Raw genomic sequence first — 21,293 nt, 5'->3', positions numbered from 1 at the left:
GGCGCAATTAAACAAACCACTCACCTAATCAACTCAATCAACCACTCACTTAAAAACCCCTACCTCAGCACCGTCACTTCCCCGCTTAGTTTTCCGCTGGCGCTTTTCGTATCTATTACATAATAATACGCGCCGGCAGGTACGGTTTTGCCGTTGGCAGTGCCGTCCCAGGGGTGTTGGTAGCCTACCGAGCGGTACATGATGGCGCCATAACGGTTATAAATATTTACAATGCAGTTGGTGTATGACAACAAACCGGGAATATACCAGGTATCATTATACCCATCACCATTGGGCGTAAACGTGTTGGGTACTATAATTTTTTCGGGAATTATTACGGCAACCGTAATGGTATTTGAGCTTACAGAAGGATTGGCGATACATGCTCCTCCCGAAACCATATTACAGGTAACCATATCCCCATCGGCCAGGGTTTTGCTGGTAAATGTAACGCTGTTAGTGCCCACAGTTTGCCCGTTAACATACCACTGATAAGTAGGATTATCCTGCACATCAGACGGTTGCGCTTTAAAAGTAACAGGAGAGCCTGCTGTAATTGTGCCGCTAACCGACGAACTGATGGTTAAGGTAAGCGTAACATACGGAGTGGTTTTTATGGTAGCCTGATTAGATACCGGGGAGGTTAACGGTACACATTCGTCATTATTGGTAACCACGCAGGTAATGATATCGCCGGTTTGTAATGTACTGCTGGTATAAGTATTTGTATGATCGCCACTGTTCTGGCCGTTTAGCATCCATTGGTAGGTTGCATTATTACCCGCGTTTTGGGCGGTGGCAGTGTACGTAACCTCCATACCATCGCATCCATCATACTTATCAGGTGAAATTTTTACTGATGGCATATCCGGAGGAACAACGGTTAATGGTTGCGATTTAGACGTGGCCGGATTATACAAGGTGTTACCGTTTTGCGATGCTGTGATAGTTGTAGAGCCGAGCCCTATGATATGAATAACACCTGTTGCCGAAACCGTGGCAACCGCCGTATTGCTGCTTACATACGTAAGCGGAATGGTAGAATTGGAGCTTGTTGCCCCAACAGGAAAATCAGGACTGCATTGCGACTTATTAGCCAGTACCGGAAAAGTGATTAACTGATTTTTCATGACGGTAAATGTTTGGGACACCGGCACTGCGGGGTCATAGTCATCATTTCCGTTTTGATGAGCAGTAATAACCGTTGTACCGGGTGCCACCGCATGAATTTGCCCATCGGCCCCAACAGTAGCTACATCAGGGTTACTACTGGTATAGGTGATTGGGGTTTGGGTATCGGTGTTTGTACTGGTAGCGTTGGGATGCAGGATATCATCAACATCCATATTGACTATTGCAGGGGGCGGAAATGTAATAACAGCCGGGGGCAGCGTTACATCCGACACCTTTATGCTTACAGTGGTACTGTTACTGCCGGTAGCATTATAACCGGTTATGGTATAAATTGTAGCTGGCGATAACGCAGTTGGCGTACCCGATATGATGCCCGTTTTAGGATCAAATACCAAGCCTTCCGGCAAAGGTTTATCAATGGTATAACCGGTTATTACTATTTTTCTTACGTCATTGTAAATATTTTCACCAACAAATAAATTCCCCTTTCCGTCCATTGCTAATCCAAGCGGCCCGTTGAATGAGGCAACTACCCCGGCGGCATCTTGTACGCCCGCCCCGGCAATAATGGTTACCGCTCCATCAGGACTTATTCTTTTAATCGTGTTGCCGTCCATCTCAGTAACATATACGTTACCGGTGCCATCTACCTTAAGCTCGCGTGGGAAATTAAACCCGGTTGCAAATGTAGAAACTATGCCCGCAGGAGTTATTTTTCGTACGGCGTTATTTAAAACATCCGAAACGTATAAATTACCCGCAGCATCAAACGCAACGCCGGTGGGTGTATTAAACGATGCGGAAGCCGCCGGGCCGTTATCACCCCCTGCAACGCCACTACCCGCATATGTTGTAACCACACCTGCAGCTGTTATTTTCCTGATCCTGTTGTTAGCCTGATCAGCCAGATAGAGATTTCCGGCATTATCCATAGCCAAAGCTCTCGGGTTATCGAACATTGCCGCAGAACCCATGCCATCGGCAAAACCCGGCGAATGGGGAGTGCCTGCAATTGTTGTTACAAAACCTCCCGGTGTTATTTTCCGGATCAGGTGACTTGCCTGATCGCTGAAGTAAATATTGCCCGCAGCATCCGAAAGCAGTGCATCAGGTTCATAAATGGTTGCAGTATTACCCGGCCCATCACTCCAACCGGCCTCTGAATGCCCCACAAAGGTTGAAAGATTTCCGGCAGGGGTTAATTTGTAAATTCTATTATCGGCCCAATCCGCAATAAATATATTTCCGGACGGATCAACGGTAACGCTTGTTACTGCATAAAAATAGCCAATGGTACCGCTGCCTGCTATCCTGCTTACCTGCCCGTAAATGGTTGCGGGCACAGCTCCTCCTGTATTTGTTGGTGCTAAAGGCGTTATAGGCGTAGTGATCTTATATGTATGCGGCGTTGTATATTTTATAACAGGTGCCTGGGCAAACAGATTTGGGGTATAAAAACTTAACGAAACAAGCAAAAACGCAGTAATTCGTAAAGTAGAAAACAATCGATACATTATTGTTTTGATCAGATAAAGTGACAAAGTAAAAGTTGGCGAAAATTAAGCTTTTTGTCTGATACCTGAAATAGATATGAGATTTGAGATTTGAGACGTGAGATATGAGATTTGAGATTGCCGCTAAATGAGGTGAGATCCGGGTGTCCGTCCGAAAGGGTAACAGGGTAGTGTTGGACGAAAGCGGACGGGGCATATTGTTTTTGATTTTACAGTTATGGCGCGTAGGCCAGCGTTAGGGATTGTAGTGTAAAGCCCACAGCTTGAGCAGGCCCTGAGTTTGTGCAAAGCGAGGACTTGCAACGGAAAGCCCGGGCCGCAGGCAACGCCCAAATTGATAATAAAATTAAAAAAGACTTGTTTAACCCCTCTCCACCACGTCATTGCGAGGTACGAAGCAATGACGGATTGGAGATTAACAACCACTCACTTAATCAACCCAATCAACCACTCACTCAAAAACAACTACCTCAACACCGTTACTTCTCCGGTTAGCTTTCCGCTGCTGCTTTTTGTATCTATCATGTAGTAGTACGCTCCGGCAGGTACTGTTATGCCATTGCTGGTACCGTCCCAGGGACGCGGGTAGCCTACCGAGTGATATATGATGGTACCATTCCGGTTATAAACATTTACAATGCATTGGGTATTTGACTGCAACCCGACAATATACCAGTTATCGTTATGCCCATCGCCATTAGGTGTGAATATATTGGGTATCATAACTTTTTCAGGAACTATAACTGCAACCGTAATGGTATTTGAATTTACCAATGGGTTAGCAATACACTTGCCTCCCGAGGTCATATTACAGTTAACTACATCGCCATTTGCCAAAGTTTTGCTGGTAAATGTAGCGCTGTTGGTGCCCACGGTTTGCCCGTTAACATACCATTGATAAACAGGATTATTTAATGTATTAGGAGATACAGCCGTAAAGGTAACCGATACACCCGAAGTAATTGTGCCGCTAACCGATGAGCTGATGGTTAGCTGCAGCATAACAGAAGGATCTACCCTGACGGTAGCCTCGTTGGATACCGGCGAAGTTAGCGGTATACATCCGTCATTATTAATTACCACGCAGGTAATGATATCGCCTGTGTGTAGCGTGCTGCTGGTAAAAGTTTTGGAATGATCGCCACTGTTTTGACCATTTACCATCCATTGATAGGTAGCATTATTGCCTGCATTTTGGGCATCGGCAGTGTACGTAACCTCCAGGCCATCACATCCTGACAACAAGCCCGGTGGCGATATGGTTACCGACGGCATAACCGGAGGAGTAATGGTTAATGGTTGCGACTTAGGCGTAGCCGGATTATACAAACTGTTGCCGCTTTGCGACGCTGTAATAGTTGCCGAGCCCGGTCCTACGATATGGATAATGCCAGTTGCCGAAACCGTGGCTACCGCCGTATTGCTGCTTACATAAGTAAGCGGAATGGTACTATTAGAGCTTGTTGCCCCTGCCGCAAAATCAGCACTACAGGTAGGTTTATCGGCCAGTGCAGGAAAGGTGATCAACTGATTTTTCATCACGGTAAATGTTTGGAAAACCGCTTCCGCAGGAGTGTATTCATCATTACCGGTTTGATGAGCAGTAATAACAGTTGTACCGGGTGCTACTGCATGAATTTGCCCATCGGCCCCCACAATGGCTACATTGGGGTTACTGCTGGTATAAGTGATTGGGGTTTGGGTATCGGTGTTTGTACTGGTAGCGTTGGGGTGCAGGATATCATCAACATCCATATTAACAATTGCGGGCAACGGAAATGTAATAACCGAGGGCTGGGGGGTAACAGACTCGGCTACCCCAATAGTAATGGTGGTAGTGCTGCTGCCATTACTGTTGTAGGCCGTTATGGTGTAAACAGTGGGTGGAAATAATACGGTTGGTTTACCCGAAATAATGCCTGTTTTAGGATCAAATACCAACCCCGAAGGTAAAGGAATAAGATTAATGGTATAACCTGTTAGCACAATTTTCAGAACATCACCTCCGCCTTCGCCAACATATAAATTACCGTTTCCGTCTATGGCCAATCCAATAGGGCCCTTAAATTCGATATTTCCGACACCGTTGGCATCAGGCCTGCCTGTTCCGGCTACAATTGTTACTGCGCCAGACGGGCTTATCCTTTTAATGAAACCTGCCTGTTCGGCAACGTATATATTTCCCGTGCCATCTACCCTAAGTTCGCGCGGAAAATCAAACCCCGATGCTATTGTAGAAACCACCCCCGCAGGCGTTATTTTTCTGACCATGTTATTTTCCGAATCGGAAACATACAGGTTACCGGCAGCATCTAACGCAACACCTGTTGGTGTATTAAAGGATGCTAAAGCTGAAGCGCCATTTTGCGAGCCGGCTGCGCCACTGCCCGCATATGTAGACACCACACCTGCAGGCGTTATTTTTCTGATCAGGTTGTTTGCCTGGTCGGCTACGTAAACGTTTCCGGCATTATCTACAGCCATGCCCCGCGGACCGTTAAACGTAGCGCTTGAACCTGTACCGTTTGTGGCTCCAACCCCATTTGGGGTACCTGCAAGCGTAGTTACTAAACCCGCAGGCGTTACTTTCCTGATCAGGTTATTTGACTGATCGCCAACGTATAAATTACCTTCGGCATCCAAAGCCAGTGCGTCGGGTTGGCTAAAAGTTGCTGCCGGGCCTAATCCATCGTTCCAGCCGGCAGCACCATTTCCGGCTAATACCGATAAATTTCCCGCGGCATTTATTTTATAAATTTTATTGCTATCCCAGTCTGCAAAAAATACGTTCCCATTCTTATCGGCAGCAACACCCGTCACTGTACTAAAATGGCCGAGAATGCCACGCCCAGCCTTAATACTCACCTGCCCGTAAACGGTTGCCGGCACCGCACCTCCTGTATTGGTAGGGGCTAAAGGAGTTATAAGCTTATTGACCTTATAAGTATGCGGCGTAGTGTATTTTATAACGGGTGCCTGGGCAAACAAATTTGGAGCATAAAAACTTAGCGAAACAAGCAGAAACGCAGTGATTCGTGCAACGGAAAACATCCGGTACATTATTATTCTGATGAGATACGGTGTCAAAGTAAAAGTTGCTAAAAACTAACCTTTTACCTCATACGTAAAAAAGATGCAAGATGTTGGATTTGAACGCTATTAAAAACCGGAGTATTGACCGATGTCCGTCCGTCCGGAAAGATATACCTTACTATACTTATGGATAGGCATCGGCGGGGCGTATCTCGTCCACTTCAAGTCCGGGAGTTGGGTACAACCGGACGGACGGACAGGCAAAATTCGAAATTGAGATAAATCCGAAATCGAAATTCCCAATTTCGAAATCAAACCCTATCGCTCAAATACTACCGATTCGGTATCAGCTCCCAAATCGCTTAATAAACTGCCGATCTCTTCAACCATAGCATCAGGACCGCATACGTAAAAATGTTTTGAAAAGTCTTTTACTTCGGCTTTCAGGAAATCGGCATTAATACGCCGCTGATCGTACATGCTATCCTTTTGATTGGTGATGCTGAAGTGAGCATTTTCGCCAAGTATGCTTTTCAGTTCATCGGCCAAAATAATATCCTTATCGGTTCGGTTTGAGAAAAACAGTTTATTATTGCCTATGGCGCCATCATTATTGAGCTGCCTTAATATTGCCAAAAATGGTGTTATGCCTGCACCTCCTGCAATAAAGTACCCCTCGCCTTTATACTCAATAGCACCCCATACATCACGAATAATAACCTCATCGCCAACGTTAAGCTTACTTAACTGATTGGTAACGCCATTATGGTCGTTATAGGTTTTGATAGTAAACTCAAGGTAATCATCGCTATTGAGGCAGGTAAAGGTAAAGGGGCGTTTTTCATCCTGCCATCCTTCGGTATTGATAGATAGCTCAGTAGCCTGCCCAGGTATAAAGCCATAGCCCGATGGTTTTTCAAGCCTGAACTGCCTTACATTATGGGTAACATATTTTGCCGAAAGTATTTTCACTATCTGTTCCATGGCTTTGCGTGTTATTGGTTTAACAATATTAATGCAGCAAATGGTTAATAGTTTTATTTGATGTTAATAATTGCAGGTGATTTACAAATGGGAGAGAAATTAACTCAATACTACGGCATAATAAGGAAGGTAGCAATCGCGACTACTTTCCATCACGCCATTGCGAGGCACGAAGCAATCGCGAACTGTACAGAGGTACTTGCATAGCTGCTCTGTAAGTAGGGGATTGCTTCGTACCTCGCAATGACGCTTATTTTAAAAATGACGATGACGTAAAAAAAAGCAATGACGCTTTTTAGAAAATACCCCTCCATTAGCTAATATTATTATTAACCTTGACCGTAAGCGGATGCTACCGACCTGTAGAATATGAGTGGATAAGCCGAACTGGATTGACCTGTCCGTCCGCCCCGGGGGAAGGGTCCTGACGGACAATAGCGGACAGCCTCATTATTGGAGATAATATTCGGCACTACAAATATACAGAAATTTCTTTATATTTAAAGAACCTATTCGCAACATATCTGTACGTCCGTCCGTCTGGTTGTGCCCAACTCCTAAAAATAAATGGACAAGTTATCACCACACTTTCTCTTAAAAATTGTCATTTCGATAGAGCAGCGAGGGGGGATTGAGCACTGGGGCGAAAGAGAAATCTTATACGCCCTGCATAGTCAATAAGCATGGCGTATAAGATTTCTCCTCTTTCCTCGTTCGATGACAATGGTTTGTAAACAATGCAAATCCGAAATCGAAATTCCGAAATCCGAAATCAAAGTAAATCCGAAATCGAAATTCTCAATTCCGAAATCAAAAATTATCTTTGCAGCTATTATGAGCAAATCAACCGACGAACTTTTTAAAAATGTTATTTCACACGCCAAAGAATATGGCTTTGTGTTCCCTTCCAGCGAGATTTATGATGGCTTAAGCGCGGTTTATGATTACGGCCAAAACGGTGCCGAACTGAAAAACAACATCAAAGCCTACTGGTGGAAAGCCATGGTGCAAATGAATGATAACATTGTGGGCATTGATTCGGCCATATTTATGCACCCTAAGATCTGGAAAGCAAGCGGTCACGTTGATGGCTTCAGCGACCCGATGATCGACAATAAAGATTCCAAAAAACGTTACCGCGCCGATCAGTTGCTGGAAGATAAAATAGAGCGCTACAGCAAAGACGGTAAAACCGATAAAGCCGAAAAACTACAGCACGATATGGATGAGGCCCTGAAAGCCGAAAACCTGCCGCGCCTGAAAGAACTGATCCTGGAACACGAAATTGCCGATCCTATAAGCGGTACCCGCAACTGGACAGATGTGCGCCAGTTTAACCTGATGTTCAGCACCCAGATGGGCGCCGTGGCTGATGATGCCGATACCATATACCTTCGCCCTGAAACCGCTCAGGGTATATTTGTAAACTACTTAAACGTGCAAAAATCGGGCAGGATGAAAATCCCTTTCGGTATAGCGCAAATTGGTAAGGCTTTCCGTAATGAGGTTATTGCCCGTCAGTTCATTATCCGCATGCGCGAGTTTGAACAAATGGAGATGCAGTTCTTTGTTCGCCCTGGCACACAAAAAGAGTGGTTTGACCAGTGGAAGGCCGCCCGCTTAAAATGGCACCTTGCCCTGGGTACCGATGCCGCTAAATACCGTTACCATGAGCACACCAAACTGGCCCATTATGCCGATGCCGCTTATGATATTGAGTTTGAGTTTCCGTTTGGCTTTAAAGAGGTTGAAGGGATCCACAGCCGCACCAATTTTGATTTAAGCCAGCACCAGGAGTTTTCGGGCAAAAAAATGCAATACTTTGATCCGGAGGTTGATCCTGAAACAGGCAAACCATACGGTAACTATGTGCCTTACGTAATTGAAACATCGATAGGTTTAGACAGGATGTTCCTGCTTACCATGATCAACGCTTACGAAGAGGAAGACCTGAGCACCGAAGATAAACAGGACAGCCGTACCGTGTTACGCCTGCACCCATGCCTGGCACCGGTTAAAGCCGCTATTTTCCCGCTTACCAAAAAAGATGGTTTGCCCGAAAAAGCCCGCGAGATCATGGATAAACTGAAGCTGGACTTCAACATTCAGTACGAAGAAAAAGACGCTATAGGCAAGCGCTACCGTCGTCAGGATGCTATTGGTACCCCTTTCTGTATCACCGTAGATCACCAGACTTTAGAAGACAACACCGTAACCATCCGTTACCGCGACAGCATGGCCCAGGAACGTGTTCCTGCCGATCAGCTTGACAAGATCATAGGCGATCAGGTTAGCTGGAGGAATGTGTTAGCGTAAGCTATCGCTGTATCATATTTGAAAGCCTGCATTAACCGTGCAGGCTTTTTTGTTTATGCCCGTTCTTAAAAATTGTCATTTCGATAGAGCCAGAGAGGGCACGAGCCTTGGGGCGAAAGAGAAATCTTATACATCAGGAATTATCGCTTAGCATTGCTGGCTTAGCTGAGCGTATAAGATTTCTCCTCGTCCCTCGTTCGAAATGACATGGTTTTTTATTTAAGGTTAGGAAGAAACAAGCAAGGGTACGTGCGATTTCCTCCCCTGGGAGGGTGTAGGGAGGGGTTTCGTCGCCTTGCAAGTTTCATCGCCTTGCAAGCTTACCAGGCAAAACGTATAAACCCCTCCCTGCCACCACACACCCAAACACACCCCTCCCGGGGGAGGGAATTTTTCTTTTTCCGTCCACTCCCTGTCCACACCACCCCTTACCCCCGAGCGGACGGACACCCTAACCCAATCAGCATAAAACCAGCCTAATTATCTGCGAAGCAAACAATTGCTTATCTTGTTCCTTTGAGTGTTAAAACCCCTGCATCAATGCCTGCTGTTAAAGAATACCCCTTTTACCTTAAAAGTACCGTTATACTTTTCGGATTGATTTTATTGGTTTATGTGTTTGCCCAACTGGCAGATGTCATGATCCCTTTGGCCTTTGCCGCTTTTATTGCCATTTTGCTAAACCCGGTAACTAACTGGCTGGAAGAACGCAAGGTGCCCAAGATATTAGCCATAGGCTTAGCCATGCTGCTCGGCGCTGTTTTACTGGCGGGACTGTTCTACTTCCTCTCTACCCAAATCATCCAGTTTGGCGACTCGCTGCCCATGCTTAAAAAGAAGTTTGCCGAGCTGTTCATCACCTTTAAAGATTGGGTTGCCACTACCTTCAACTACTCTGTTCAAAAGCAGGATAAGCTTATTAAAGATGCTATGGATAACAGTCAGGCGCTGGTTGGGCGCACGCTGGGCAATGTGCTGAGCACCTTTGGATTGGTGTTTGTTGTACCGGTATATGTATTCCTGATATTGTTTTATAAAATACTGATCCTTAATTTTCTGTTCGAGGTATTCTCTGAAGAAAACTCCAAACAGGTTGCCGAGGTGCTTAAAGAAACCAAATCGGCCATACAAAGCTATATACAGGGTTTATTGATTGAGATGCTAATAGTGGCTGTCATGAACTCGGCGGCATTGATGCTGTTAGGTGTTAAATATGGCATCCTGATAGGCGTTATCGGCGCTATCCTTAACCTGCTGCCTTACATTGGCGGCATCATAGCAATTGCCCTGCCCGTGCTGATGGCAACGGTTACCAAAGATGGTTACAGCACGCAGTTAGGAGTGATTATTGCTTATATGGTGATCCAGTTTATTGATAACAATATCCTGGTGCCGCGCATTGTATCATCAAAAGTACAGATCAACGCGCTGATATCCATCGTAGTAGTATTGCTGGGCAACATGCTCTGGGGCTTATCGGGCATGTTCCTATCTATCCCCTTTGTAGCAGTACTCAAAATCATTTTCGACAGGATAGATACCCTGAAGCCATGGGGCAAACTCCTGGGCGATACCGTACCCACCAAACCCAAAGGCGCCGGCTGGAGCAGAACCAGGAAAAAGGCGGTGCTACCGGAGGGAGAGGTGAAAGGTTAAAGGCGAAAGGTTAAAGGCAAAAGGCAAAAGGCAAAAAATAAAAGATTCCACGCGAGTGCGCTACCTTTCGCCTTTCACCTTTCACCTCCTAAAAAATTAATGCATCACCGGGTTATCGCCGTTGTGCAGCGTTCCGTTGATATATAGCAGTTGGTTTACTTTTTTAGGATCGCCCTGGTATACCCATACTATGTTGTTGATATACTTGCGGAAGGCGTTGCTTACGTCATCCGGGGTTAGCTTCTTTACGTCGTCAACCATGGTTAATGAACGTTTCCAGTTGTCGTGCAGTACTTCGTTTGCTGCTATTGATGATGCCTGGGCGCTGTTGGTTTCGTTTTTATAGTAGAAACCGGTAAGGTAGGTAACCTTCATATCGGCAACATCATCGGCTTTAAAGCCCTCGCGTTTAATTTTTTCAACCAGTTTATCAAATACGGCAATGTATTTATCAGGCTCGGTGGTTGATACCGAGAAACGGGCGGTTGATGTTTGACCGGCGCTAAACCATGCCTGCGGCGCGTATGACAAGCCGTTGTTGGTACGTACCTCTAAAAAGTGCATGTTCGAGAAAATGCGCATAGCTACGTTAAAGGCGTTAAAATCGGGCGTACCGGCAGCAGGACCGCTGGCAATACCTTCAACATAGTTGGTAGCCAGATCGCGTTTTTCAACGGCGATACTGTTTTTCTCGGTACGGAAAGTAGATTTCTTAAACGCGAAAGCCGAGCCTTGTTTAATACCGCTCAGCATTGCTTTTACCTTACCTTCAATAGCAGCCTGATCCAAATCGGCAACCACAACAATCACCATACGTGATTTAGTTAATATCGACTGGTAATAGGCCTTAGTTTCGGCCGGGGTTAAGGCTGTAACAATAGCTACGGTGCCGCTTGGGTCTTTAGCGTAATTGGTACCGGCAAAGGCAACCTTATCGGCATATTTATCAATAGCATTGTCGGGCTGTGAATCTTCCTGCTTAATGTTGTTGATGGCATCCTGCTTAATGCGGGCAAACTCTTTATCGTCAAACTTAGGCTGGGTTATAGCCTCAACATATAAAGGCCAAACCACGTCAAAGTCGCCTTTAATACAGTTCATGCGCACTACAGAGTAGTTTTTGTTGCTGCTGCCGTAAACAGTGGCGCTTACCTTATCCAGCTCATCTTTAAAGCTGTTTTTATCGTGCTTTAAGGTACCGCACTCGGTAAGGGCGCTCATGGCTAACGATTCGATACCTGCTTTGGTAGCCGGGTAGTTTTGCACACCGCCTTTTATAATGGTTTGGATCTCAACAATATCGTTACCGCTTGGCTGTACAATAACCTTTACGCCATCTACCGTGGTTTCATAGGCCTGTTTTTGCGCCTTAGCGGTATTTCCTATAGCCGCTGCTACCAGCAGGGCAATTATATATTTTTTCATCATGATGAGGTAGTTTTAAATTACTTGGCTGCAAAAAATGAAGCCGCGTTTACTGTTTTATTTAACTCAGGCGCTATGATCAAACCGGCAGCGTATGGCTTGCCAATGATGTAAGTTTCCAGGTACTTTTTAATATCGGCACGGGTAACTTTCTGATAGTTGGCATCCAGATCGGTATAAAAGTTAAATGAAGTGCTGCACCACTGAAAGCTGATCTGGCTTGGTAATGATGACGGTTTTTCTTTAGCGTGAATATCGTTACGGTGCAGGATAGCTTTGGCAGTAGCCATTTGTTCGTCGGTAAAGTAATCATCCTTGTTCCACATGCTTACCTGGTTCATGAGTTCGGTATAGCACTCTTTAAGCTTGTTGGGGTTAGGCACTACAAAAATATCAATAGGGCCAACGTAACGGCTGGTAGTATAGTTTACATAAACACCGCTGGCCAAACCTTTATCAACCAAAGCCTGCTGTAGTTTTGATGAGTTTAAACCTACGATGGTCGAAAACACATCGGCAACAACCGTACCGGCAGAGTCTGTTGGATATGAAGGGCCCTGCCAGGTAAACTCCATATAAGGTGTTTGGGCAATGGTTGCTTCCTTAACAAAATACTCGGGCTTGGTTAAAGGCTTAAATGCCGGGATTGGGAACTTGGTTTGCGGATCGAAACCACTGTTGGCCCAGTCGCCAAAAATGCTTTCGGCAAGGGCAAAGGCATTGTCATGTTTAACATCGCCGCAAATAGTAAGCAAGCTGTTATTAGGGAAATAATATTTATCCTTAATGATCATCATTTTTTCGGGCGTAGCCGTGTTGATCACTTCGTGGATACCGATAGGGTTTTTACGGGTGATAAGATCGCCCCAAAGCTTTTGCTGCATACCATACCAAAGCTGGAAACCCGGGTCGCTTTCGGCACGCTGAAACTCGCCGTCAACCACAGGGCGCTCCTTCTTCATATCCTCCTCGCGGTAAATAGGAAAACGGATAGCGGCGTTCATGAACTTTAAACCCGCTTTAAGGCTATCCCTGTCAAAGGTAAAGTAGTAGTTTACGCGCTCGGTATTAGTGGTACCATTCCAAATGGCGCCAAGCTCCTGCGTGCGTTTTAAAAACTTTTCCTGAGTTGGATAATCCTTATTAGCCTTAAAAAACATGTGCTCAAACAGGTGCGACAGACCGCTGTACTCCGGGCCTTCCGTATAAGCACCGTTTTTAACAGCTATTTCAATGGTGGTTAAAGGCACTTTGCTGTTTTCTATAACCAGCACGTCCAATCCGTTTGGCAATGTTTTAAGGAAGTAACCTTCCGGCAGCCTCACCTGGGCAGTAGCCATGCAGGCACTAAATACCGCGGCTACGCCTAATGCAAAAATTTTGATAAAATTTCGGTTCATATATTTACAATATTTTTAACACTATAAATATATCGGTATAATCTCAAACAAATGAATGATTTAACCGCTTATCCCCAATTTTTTAACATCAAATTAAGCCTGTGGTGATTTTGGCATATTTGCAAACCGGTAATTAAATACCGGCTTTAATACTATTATAAGGCAAACCCATATCATGTGCGGCATATTGGGTGAGCACGCTATCTTTTATGGTGATATAGTCGCCACTTTGGCTTACATGCAGTTTTTCAACGCCATCGCGGTTATCCATAAGCGGTATAGTGCGCGATACTACAGTGCCGGTGGTATCCAGCTCAATAATATAAGTTTCCTTTTTACCGCCGGCCATATCAGTAAATGGCACAATAACGGTATGGTTATTATCATCAATGAACCGGCCAATGATGTTTTTTCCATCCAGATCGGTTGGGTTTAAACCCAGCAGGTATTTAGCTTTTTCGGCCGAGATACCTGTGATGTTTAACCTAACGGTGTTACCGTCGGCATCTTTAGTGGTATCCTGCATGGTAACGTTATCGCCTTTGGGGTAGCGGGCCACAGCATAAAAAGTATTGGCTCCGGTACTTTTATCATTATGCCCCGGCAGTAAAAAGTTAAGCTGCAGGTTGCTCAGTTTAGCGCTATCAGCCTTAATTTGCGAGGTGATGCTCAGCAGCTCGGCCCATTTAAGCCTGCCATCTATTTTAACTGTAAGACTGGTAGCAGTGTCAGATTTGGTAACCCTCGATATAGTGTAATGCGGTACATTCTTTTTAGTGCAACCAAAAGCCACAAGCATGATTATAAAGCAGGGAAAGATATTCTTGATCATGTGGCAAAGGTAAACCGTTGATTTGAATTTTTGAACCCTGATTTTTAGGATTAGAGGATTACCCTGATAGATTGCTTTGGCTAAACTTACGAAGTTTTGAAAACCTCGTAAGTTTTCTGCACGCTTTTGTCCACTCTTTGGCCAACAATACCCCACTCCCTAAACGGACGGACGGTCGTTATCCTAAACCATTTAACATAATTCACCTTTCACCTTTCACCTTTCACCTTTCACCTTTCACCTTTCACCTTTCACCTTTCACCTTTCACCTTTCACCTTTCACCTTTCACCTTTCACCTTTCACCTTTCACCTTTCACCTTTCACCTTTCACCTTTCACCTTTCACCTTTCACCTTTCACCTTTCACCTTTCACCTTTCACCTTTCACCTTTCACCTTTCACCTTTCACCTTTCACCTTTCACCTTTCACCTTTCACCTTTCACCTTTCACCTTTCACCTTTCACCTTTCACCTTTCACCTTTCACCTTTCACCTTTCACCTTTCACCTTTCACCTTTCACCTTTCACCTTTCACCTTTCACCTTTCACCTTTCACCTTTCACCTTTCACCTTTCACCTTTCACCTTTCACCTTTCACCTTTCACCTTTCACCTTTCACCTTTCACCTTTCACCTTTCACCTTTCACCTTTCACCTTTCACCTTTCACCTTTCACCTTTCACCTTTCACCTTTCACCTTTCACCTTTCACCTTTCACCTTTCACCTTTCACCTTTCACCTTTCACCTTTCACCTTTCACCTTTCACCTTTCACCTTTCACCTTTCACCTTTCACCTTTCACCTTTCACCTTTCACCTTTCACCTTTCACCTTTCACCTTTCACCTTTCACCTTTCACCTTAAAGACTAATCCCCAGCCTTATCGCCGATTTTGCCTCGGTGCCGCCATTGTAGGATACACCATACATTAACCGGATATTGAGGTATTGCAAACCGAAACCAAGCTCTGTATAGTTTTTAAGCGTAGGCGTGTACAGGTAATTCACGTCGATGATCTCCTGGAGTTTAAACTTGCGTATGAGCGGGAGCTTATTGGTAATAAAGCCGGAAAAGTTGTGTTCAAAGTGCCCTTCTATGTATTTATCCGGAGTGCTGAAATCGTAATAATCCAGCAGCAGGAAGCGGTTTAGCCTTGGCTTGTATGAAAGCACCTCGTTACCTGCAAAGTGGAAATAATCGGGAAAGAATACACTTTTGGCATTCAAAAACTTACCTGCTCCTATAAAAAACGAGCTGCTCCCATAAAAGCCCATGCTGATATCTGATTTAGAAATATCCGCGCTGATCTTATCATAGTTAACATCCGAGCCTAACACATTGCTGATGCCTTTGGTATAATTTAGGCTGATGGTTGGGTATTTGGATGGCAGATAACGCCTGCCCGATGGGTAGGTTTCGTACCGGTTGCTGAAATCATAACTGGCCTGCAGGTTTACCGCAAGCGACTGATTTTCGGGAAACAGCAGTGTATTATGATCAGGATCAAGCGGGTTATTTGATGTAAACTGATGCGAATGCGGATCGAAAACACTGAATGACGCCGTGTTTAACAGCGCCTTGCGGTTAGCCCATTCAACCGAAGCACTGCCGCGCAAACCACCGGTAACCCTGCCCGAAAGTGATGCCAGTGCAAATTGCTTTTGATAAAGTTTTTTAAAGTTTTGTTGCGAAAGCAGGCTATGAACGGTATTCACAAAGGCAGACATCGGGGCCTGGTTATTCAGGTCAACCACATCCGAGCCGCCGCTTAAACCCAGCGTAAACCGCTGCATTACCGGGATTGCCGCACCTGCCGAGCCATTGAGCAAATGATTGGCAAAGCCGTAGCGCACCTTACCATTCAGCATAAAATAACGGTTGTTAACTGTATCAATCAGCTTGCTGTATGATGCTCCATAATCAAAAGCCAAACCTTCTACCGTGTTATAAAGCAGGGAGCCGATAATTGGGTCGTAATGAAAATATTCCTTTTTGTAACGGTTACGGGTGTTGATGCCTGTAAAAAGCAGGTTTACCGGTTTAAATTTATTGTTGGCTTTATCCAGCGAGTCGAGGTATTCTTTTGATTCGCGTTTTTTGGCGAGTTTATCTTTATTGGTGTAGTCGGTAACCTCCTCACCGGTAAGCGGTATTGGGCGAGCCTGGCTCCAGTATGCTGTATCTTTACTTATACCTTTGGTAATCCGGAGTACCTCGTTAAAATCGGATTTGTTTAAATCAGGGTCAAGGTTGTAGTTTTTATAGATCGAGATAAAATAGCCCCCCAGTTTAAAGCCAAACAAGCCTCCTGTAAACTCAAATTTAATAGACGAGGTCATCCAAACCTTGTCGCTCACCGGGAAAAACTGCTGGTTAACTTTAAGGGTATCAACAAAATTAATGTTAGCCTTTTTGGTGATGTAAAGCTGCAGGCCATAAATACGCCAGCTATCATCCAAAATATAAATATACCCTTCAAAACATGGGTCGTGCGCCCGTTTGGGCATTACCTCAATCTTGTTGATGGTTTCGCCGTTTTCTACCGATGTGCCTATGTATTTATAGTTATAATAAAACAAGGCGTTATCGGCAACAGGCGATACCAGGGGGCGGTTGCTCATGCCCTGCCAGGTTTCATAGTTCTGGTAAAAGTTAACCGCCATATCCGACGCCCGGTTAAAGCTAAACGCCCTGTTACGGCCAGACACTTTTGACGACACCTGCTCTTCGTGCACCTTATCGGGCCTGATAAAACTGTATTTTGATTCCGACTCAGAAAGATAAACTATCCCACGCCTGTTTGAATCAAGCCCGGCTTCGTTGGTGGCCTTTTGCACGTCAAAGCCCATAAAAGTTTTGGGGGCAGCCAGCAGCTTTTGCAGGCCTTTAATGTAAATATCGCAGGTATAAGCCTTTACTTCGTTAAGATAGGTTTTGCGTTTTTTAATAGCCTTACGCATAATGGCATATGCGGGGTCTTCGCCTCCGGCATGCACAGTAACATTATTAAGCTGATAAGTTTCTGCTTGCAGGCTGATATTGATCACCAGGTTGGCTGCAAGGGCAACAATTTTGCTTTGCTGGGCATAACCTACCGCCTTATACTGAATCTCCTGCCTGCCACCGTTTAAACGCAGTAGGTATGTACCCTCACTATTGGCAGATACACCAGTAGTGGTATTTTTTATAAATACAGAAGCGAAAGGGATGGGCTTACCGTCGTCGCCGGTAATTTTGCCGCTAATGCTGAATTGCTGGGCGTATGAGGAAAAACTAATGATTAAAAATAGCGCTATTAAGGCTTGCTTCATTTAGCAGATGTTTATGCTAAGATGAAACTTATTAATTGATTGTTACAGCACCAAATTGTTAAATAATGTAAAAAGGCACCCGGTTAGGATGCCTTTTTCTTTGAAATTTCGTTATTGCCAAGCGGTGGATGAATCTTGTTTTTAAGGTTCCAGTCGTCAATATCAATCAGGCCTGATTTGGTTTGATAGTGCGACTTATTTTTAGGGCATCTCACAACAAACTTTCCTTTAACCTGTTGAATTACTGGCCTTTCGCCACATTCCTTACACGGTTCACAAAAAATATTCGGTTGTATCTGTATAAATTTATCCATAGCAAATTATTCGGACATAGTACGTTTAATTAATTATGGGGGTCCCTTTGGGTACTACAAAGTAACTAATTTTTGAGTTAAAAAAGTAAAAATTTTAACCCAATGAATAAAATGAACCAAACACAGATGTTAATTTATTAACGCAATTAATTCGTCATCGCTAATAATCGGGATGTTAAGTTTATTGGCTTTTTCGAGCTTCGCAGGTCCCATATTATCGCCGGCAACCAGGTAATTAAGTTTAGCCGAAATACTGCTTAAAATCTTTCCCCCGTTTTGCTCAATAATATCTTTCAACTCATCGCGCGAGAATTTTTCGAACGTTCCCGAGATAATGAAGTTCATCCCGGCAAGCTTTTCGCTGGCCAGTACCACTTCTTTTTCTTCGGCTATAAACTGCAGGCCCTGCTCCCTAAGCTTTTGTATTTCCTGGCGATGGATGTCACCTGCAAAATACTCGGTGATACTTTGGGCAATCCTCTCACCTATTTCTTCGGCAGCAGTCAATTCTTCAACCGAGGCCGCCATCAGTTTATCAATCGACTTAAAATGGAAAGCCAGTTTACGGGCTACCGTTTCACCCACATAGCGGATCCCTAAACCAAACAACACTTTTTCGAAAGGCATTTTTTTAGATGCCTCGATGCCCTCCAGCATGTTATTGATGGATTTTTCGCCAAAGCGGCCCATCTGCTTCAATTCGGCGGCATGGGTATGCAGTTCATAGATATCGCTGATATGACTAATAAATCCTTTATTATACAGGGTTTCGATAGTTTCATCGCCCAAACCATCAATATTCATAGCCTTACGACCGATGAAATGCTGCATTTTGCCAACAATCTGCGGCGGGCAACCTTCATCATTAGGGCAATAAAAAGCGGCCTCACCTTCCTTACGTTCAAGCGGGGTATCACAAGCAGGGCAGGTAGTACGGTAAATAACAGGAACGGCATCGGCTTTCCGCTTTTCGGGATTTACGCTGATGATCTTAGGAATGATCTCACCGCCTTTTTCAACAAAAACGGTATCGCCCTCATGCAAATCCAAACGGATGATTTCATTGGCGTTATGCAGCGTGGCACGCTTTACCGTAGTACCGGCAAGCAGCACCGGCTTTAAATTGGCAACCGGGGTAACGGCACCTGTACGGCCAACCTGGTAGCTTACCTCAAGCAGTTCGGTCTCCACCCTTTCGGCTTTAAACTTATAGGAGATAGCCCAACGTGGCGATTTGGCGGTAAAGCCAAGCTCCTGCTGCTGCGAGTAGTTATTTACTTTAATAACAATGCCATCAATATCATAGCTCAGGTTAAAGCGCTCCTTATCCCATTTATTAATAAACTCCAAAACACAATTAACATCCGGGCAAAGCTCGCTATGCTCATTGGTATGGAAACCCCAGGTTTTAACAGCCTGCAGGCTTTCCCAATGGGTTTTAAATAATGGTTTTTCGGTATACAGGAAGTACAGAAAACAATCCAACGGGCGTTTAGCTACCTCAGCCGAGTCCTGCATTTTTACGGTACCAGAGGCAAAGTTACGGGGATTGGCATATGGTACCTCTCCGTTTTCAATACGCTCGTTGTTAAGCCTGTCAAAAGCTTTACGGTGCATAAACACCTCGCCACGAATATCAAAATAAGCAGGGTAGCCTTCGCCCTCGTGTAAACGCTTTGGTATGGTATGTATGGTTTTAATATTGGTAGTTACCTCATCGCCCTGTACGCCATCGCCACGGGTAACGCCGCGTACCAGCTTACCATCCTCATAGGTAAGGCTCATGCTCAGGCCATCAAACTTAAGCTCGCATACATACTCAAAATTATCGCCAATGGCTTTGCGGATTCGCTGATCAAAATCAAGCAGTTCCTGCTCATTGTAAGTATTACCTAACGACAGCATTGGCCAGCGGTGCCTAACGGTCACAAACTCCTTGGTAATATCCCCGCCTACCCTTTGTGTTGGCGAATCCGGGTCGGCAAATTCCGGGTATTCCTTTTCAAGCTTGTTAAGCTGCTCCAGTTTTTTATCAAAATCAAAATCAGAAATGGTTGGCATAGCCAGCACATAGTAATTGTAATTGTGCTGTTTAAGTTCGGCCGTTAATGCCTCTATTTGTTTTTTTGCTTCAGCTGATGACATAGCTACGAAGGTAATAATTTCCTTTATTCGTTTTTTTGTCGATGGCAAATACCAGAGCAACAGCTTTGGTTTCCTGCAATCGTCCGCCTTGTCCAAACTACCCCTACTCCCGGAGCGGACGGACACCAAACCTATACCCGGCAACAGTAGCAACCGGATATATGATATGGTATATAATATGAATAAAATAAATACATAAATATCCTTTTATAAAAGCACCCTGTAATGTAGTTTTATCAAACAAAAAACTACATCGAATGAAAACACTTAAACTGCTGATCCTATCCGTAATGCTGATGCCTTTTTTGGCGACAGCGCAAACCAAACCACATCATGCTGCAAAGGCGCACCACTTACCGGTACGTGGCGTTACCTACGAAGATTTTAAAAGCTCGGTAGCCGATTTCGCCGACAGCACAAAAAAACCACTTGCCGACTCGGCCTGGGTGTTCTTCAAAACAGAGAAATGGGATGACCTTGAAAAATTCTTCACCAGGAACAACCTTAACGGCGGTTGGCCACCAAACCGAGGCGCCGTAAACCTGATTATTGTTACCCTTAAAAAAGGCGTACTGATAGACCGTTATGGCGGCTACACAGATGATGCAGGCGCTTTTCAGGATAAAGGCACCTTTGTATCTCCAAAAGGTGTACCTTTCCCAATGCGTGCCCTGCCGGATAACACCCTGAGCAAGCCCTACAAAATTTATAAGATCCTGAAACCAATAGCCAAAGTAAGGGAAGGCAAAATCATCCCATGGTTTGGTAAACCGGGCTTAGGTATCCAGTATGAAGTACCAGCCACTGTTAACGACCTTAAGGCAGGTGGTTTCATTGAAGAAGTAAAACAGTAAAAACGATATATATTAAAATATGATCACAAAATATGAAGTAACAAAATCATTATTATTTGATGGCGATGAAGAGCAGGCGGTGCATAAATCATTTAGTCTGCCGGCCGGAAACATAAAGTTCAATGATTTTGCCAATAACAATTTTGAAGATCTGCAAAAGATACTTACACCTGGTGATTTCAATACCATAATAAAAACAGCCGGCTTTACCCCCGGTGGCTTCCTTAACCTATACCAGGGCAGCGATAGGCTCAGGCTTTATTATGCAAAAAAGGAAGACGCGATAATTGTTTTTGCCTATGGCGAATTTCAACCCACCCGGTATAAGCTTTACCTGGAAGGTGTTTGGATCTATAATCCCGGGAAATAATAAAAAA

General features: G+C 44.6%; 13 protein-coding genes. 4 read left to right on the top strand and 9 right to left on the bottom strand.

Features of this window, described 5'->3' with window-relative positions:
* Positions 1 to 59 precede the first annotated feature (59 nt).
* The 3 genes from DUL71_RS00790 to DUL71_RS00780 form a co-directional block, all read right to left on the bottom strand.
* Positions 60 to 2,648 (bottom strand): T9SS type B sorting domain-containing protein, encoded by a 2,589-nt coding sequence (locus DUL71_RS00790; RefSeq protein WP_114936320.1) that lies wholly within the window; start codon positions 2,646 to 2,648, stop codon positions 60 to 62.
* 465 nt (positions 2,649 to 3,113) lie between these two features.
* Complete coding sequence (locus DUL71_RS00785) at positions 3,114 to 5,708, bottom strand: T9SS type B sorting domain-containing protein (protein ID WP_114936319.1); 2,595 nt, start codon at positions 5,706 to 5,708, stop codon at positions 3,114 to 3,116.
* A gap of 291 nt (positions 5,709 to 5,999) precedes the next feature.
* The gene (locus DUL71_RS00780; RefSeq protein ID WP_114936318.1) at positions 6,000 to 6,665 is read right to left on the bottom strand and encodes an FAD-binding oxidoreductase; all 666 of its coding nucleotides are present in this window, start codon (positions 6,663 to 6,665) and stop codon (positions 6,000 to 6,002) included.
* Positions 6,666 to 7,499: 834 nt separating this feature from the next.
* Here DUL71_RS00780 and DUL71_RS00775 point away from each other — a divergent pair.
* Positions 7,500 to 8,981, top strand: coding sequence for a glycine--tRNA ligase (locus tag DUL71_RS00775; RefSeq protein WP_114936317.1), 1,482 nt, complete (start codon positions 7,500 to 7,502; stop codon positions 8,979 to 8,981).
* A gap of 540 nt (positions 8,982 to 9,521) precedes the next feature.
* Positions 9,522 to 10,637 (top strand): AI-2E family transporter, encoded by a 1,116-nt coding sequence (locus tag DUL71_RS00770; protein ID WP_114936316.1) that lies wholly within the window; start codon positions 9,522 to 9,524, stop codon positions 10,635 to 10,637.
* A 96-nt stretch (positions 10,638 to 10,733) separates the two neighbouring features.
* On the opposite strand, the gene DUL71_RS00765 is transcribed toward DUL71_RS00770, so the two are convergent.
* The 6 genes from DUL71_RS00765 to ligA form a co-directional block, all read right to left on the bottom strand.
* Entirely contained in the window at positions 10,734 to 12,065 is a 1,332-nt protein-coding gene (locus tag DUL71_RS00765; RefSeq protein WP_114936315.1) for a M16 family metallopeptidase, read from the bottom strand.
* A 17-nt stretch (positions 12,066 to 12,082) separates the two neighbouring features.
* On the bottom strand, positions 12,083 to 13,462 hold the full coding sequence (locus DUL71_RS00760; RefSeq protein WP_244228671.1) for a M16 family metallopeptidase: 1,380 nt from the start codon (positions 13,460 to 13,462) through the stop codon (positions 12,083 to 12,085).
* A 133-nt stretch (positions 13,463 to 13,595) separates the two neighbouring features.
* Positions 13,596 to 14,294 carry a hypothetical protein gene (locus DUL71_RS00755; protein ID WP_114936314.1) on the bottom strand — a complete coding sequence of 233 codons (699 nt, stop codon included), beginning with the start codon at positions 14,292 to 14,294 and terminating at the stop codon, positions 13,596 to 13,598.
* An 858-nt stretch (positions 14,295 to 15,152) separates the two neighbouring features.
* On the bottom strand, positions 15,153 to 17,603 hold the full coding sequence (locus tag DUL71_RS00740; RefSeq protein ID WP_114936313.1) for a DUF5686 and carboxypeptidase regulatory-like domain-containing protein: 2,451 nt from the start codon (positions 17,601 to 17,603) through the stop codon (positions 15,153 to 15,155).
* Positions 17,604 to 17,686: 83 nt separating this feature from the next.
* Entirely contained in the window at positions 17,687 to 17,818 is a 132-nt protein-coding gene (locus DUL71_RS32630) for a hypothetical protein (RefSeq protein WP_279629780.1), read from the bottom strand.
* Between the two features lie 228 nt (positions 17,819 to 18,046).
* A complete protein-coding gene (gene ligA, locus DUL71_RS00730) occupies positions 18,047 to 20,062 on the bottom strand; it encodes an NAD-dependent DNA ligase LigA (RefSeq protein WP_114936311.1) in 2,016 nt (671 codons plus the stop codon).
* Between the two features lie 257 nt (positions 20,063 to 20,319).
* Here ligA and DUL71_RS00725 point away from each other — a divergent pair, with 257 nt between their 5' ends.
* Together DUL71_RS00725 and DUL71_RS00720 are read left to right on the top strand one after the other, a co-directional pair.
* Positions 20,320 to 20,916, top strand: coding sequence for a TNT domain-containing protein (locus tag DUL71_RS00725; protein WP_114936310.1), 597 nt, complete (start codon positions 20,320 to 20,322; stop codon positions 20,914 to 20,916).
* A gap of 19 nt (positions 20,917 to 20,935) precedes the next feature.
* Positions 20,936 to 21,286, top strand: a complete 351-nt coding sequence (locus DUL71_RS00720; RefSeq protein WP_114936309.1) for a hypothetical protein — start codon at positions 20,936 to 20,938, stop codon at positions 21,284 to 21,286.
* The last annotated feature ends 7 nt before the right edge of the window (positions 21,287 to 21,293 follow it).

This window comes from Mucilaginibacter endophyticus (genome assembly GCF_003351025.1).
Lineage (GTDB): Bacteria > Bacteroidota > Bacteroidia > Sphingobacteriales > Sphingobacteriaceae > Mucilaginibacter > Mucilaginibacter endophyticus.
Note: the sequence above shows the minus strand (reverse complement) of the source record. Positions and strands in the feature narration are given on the sequence as shown.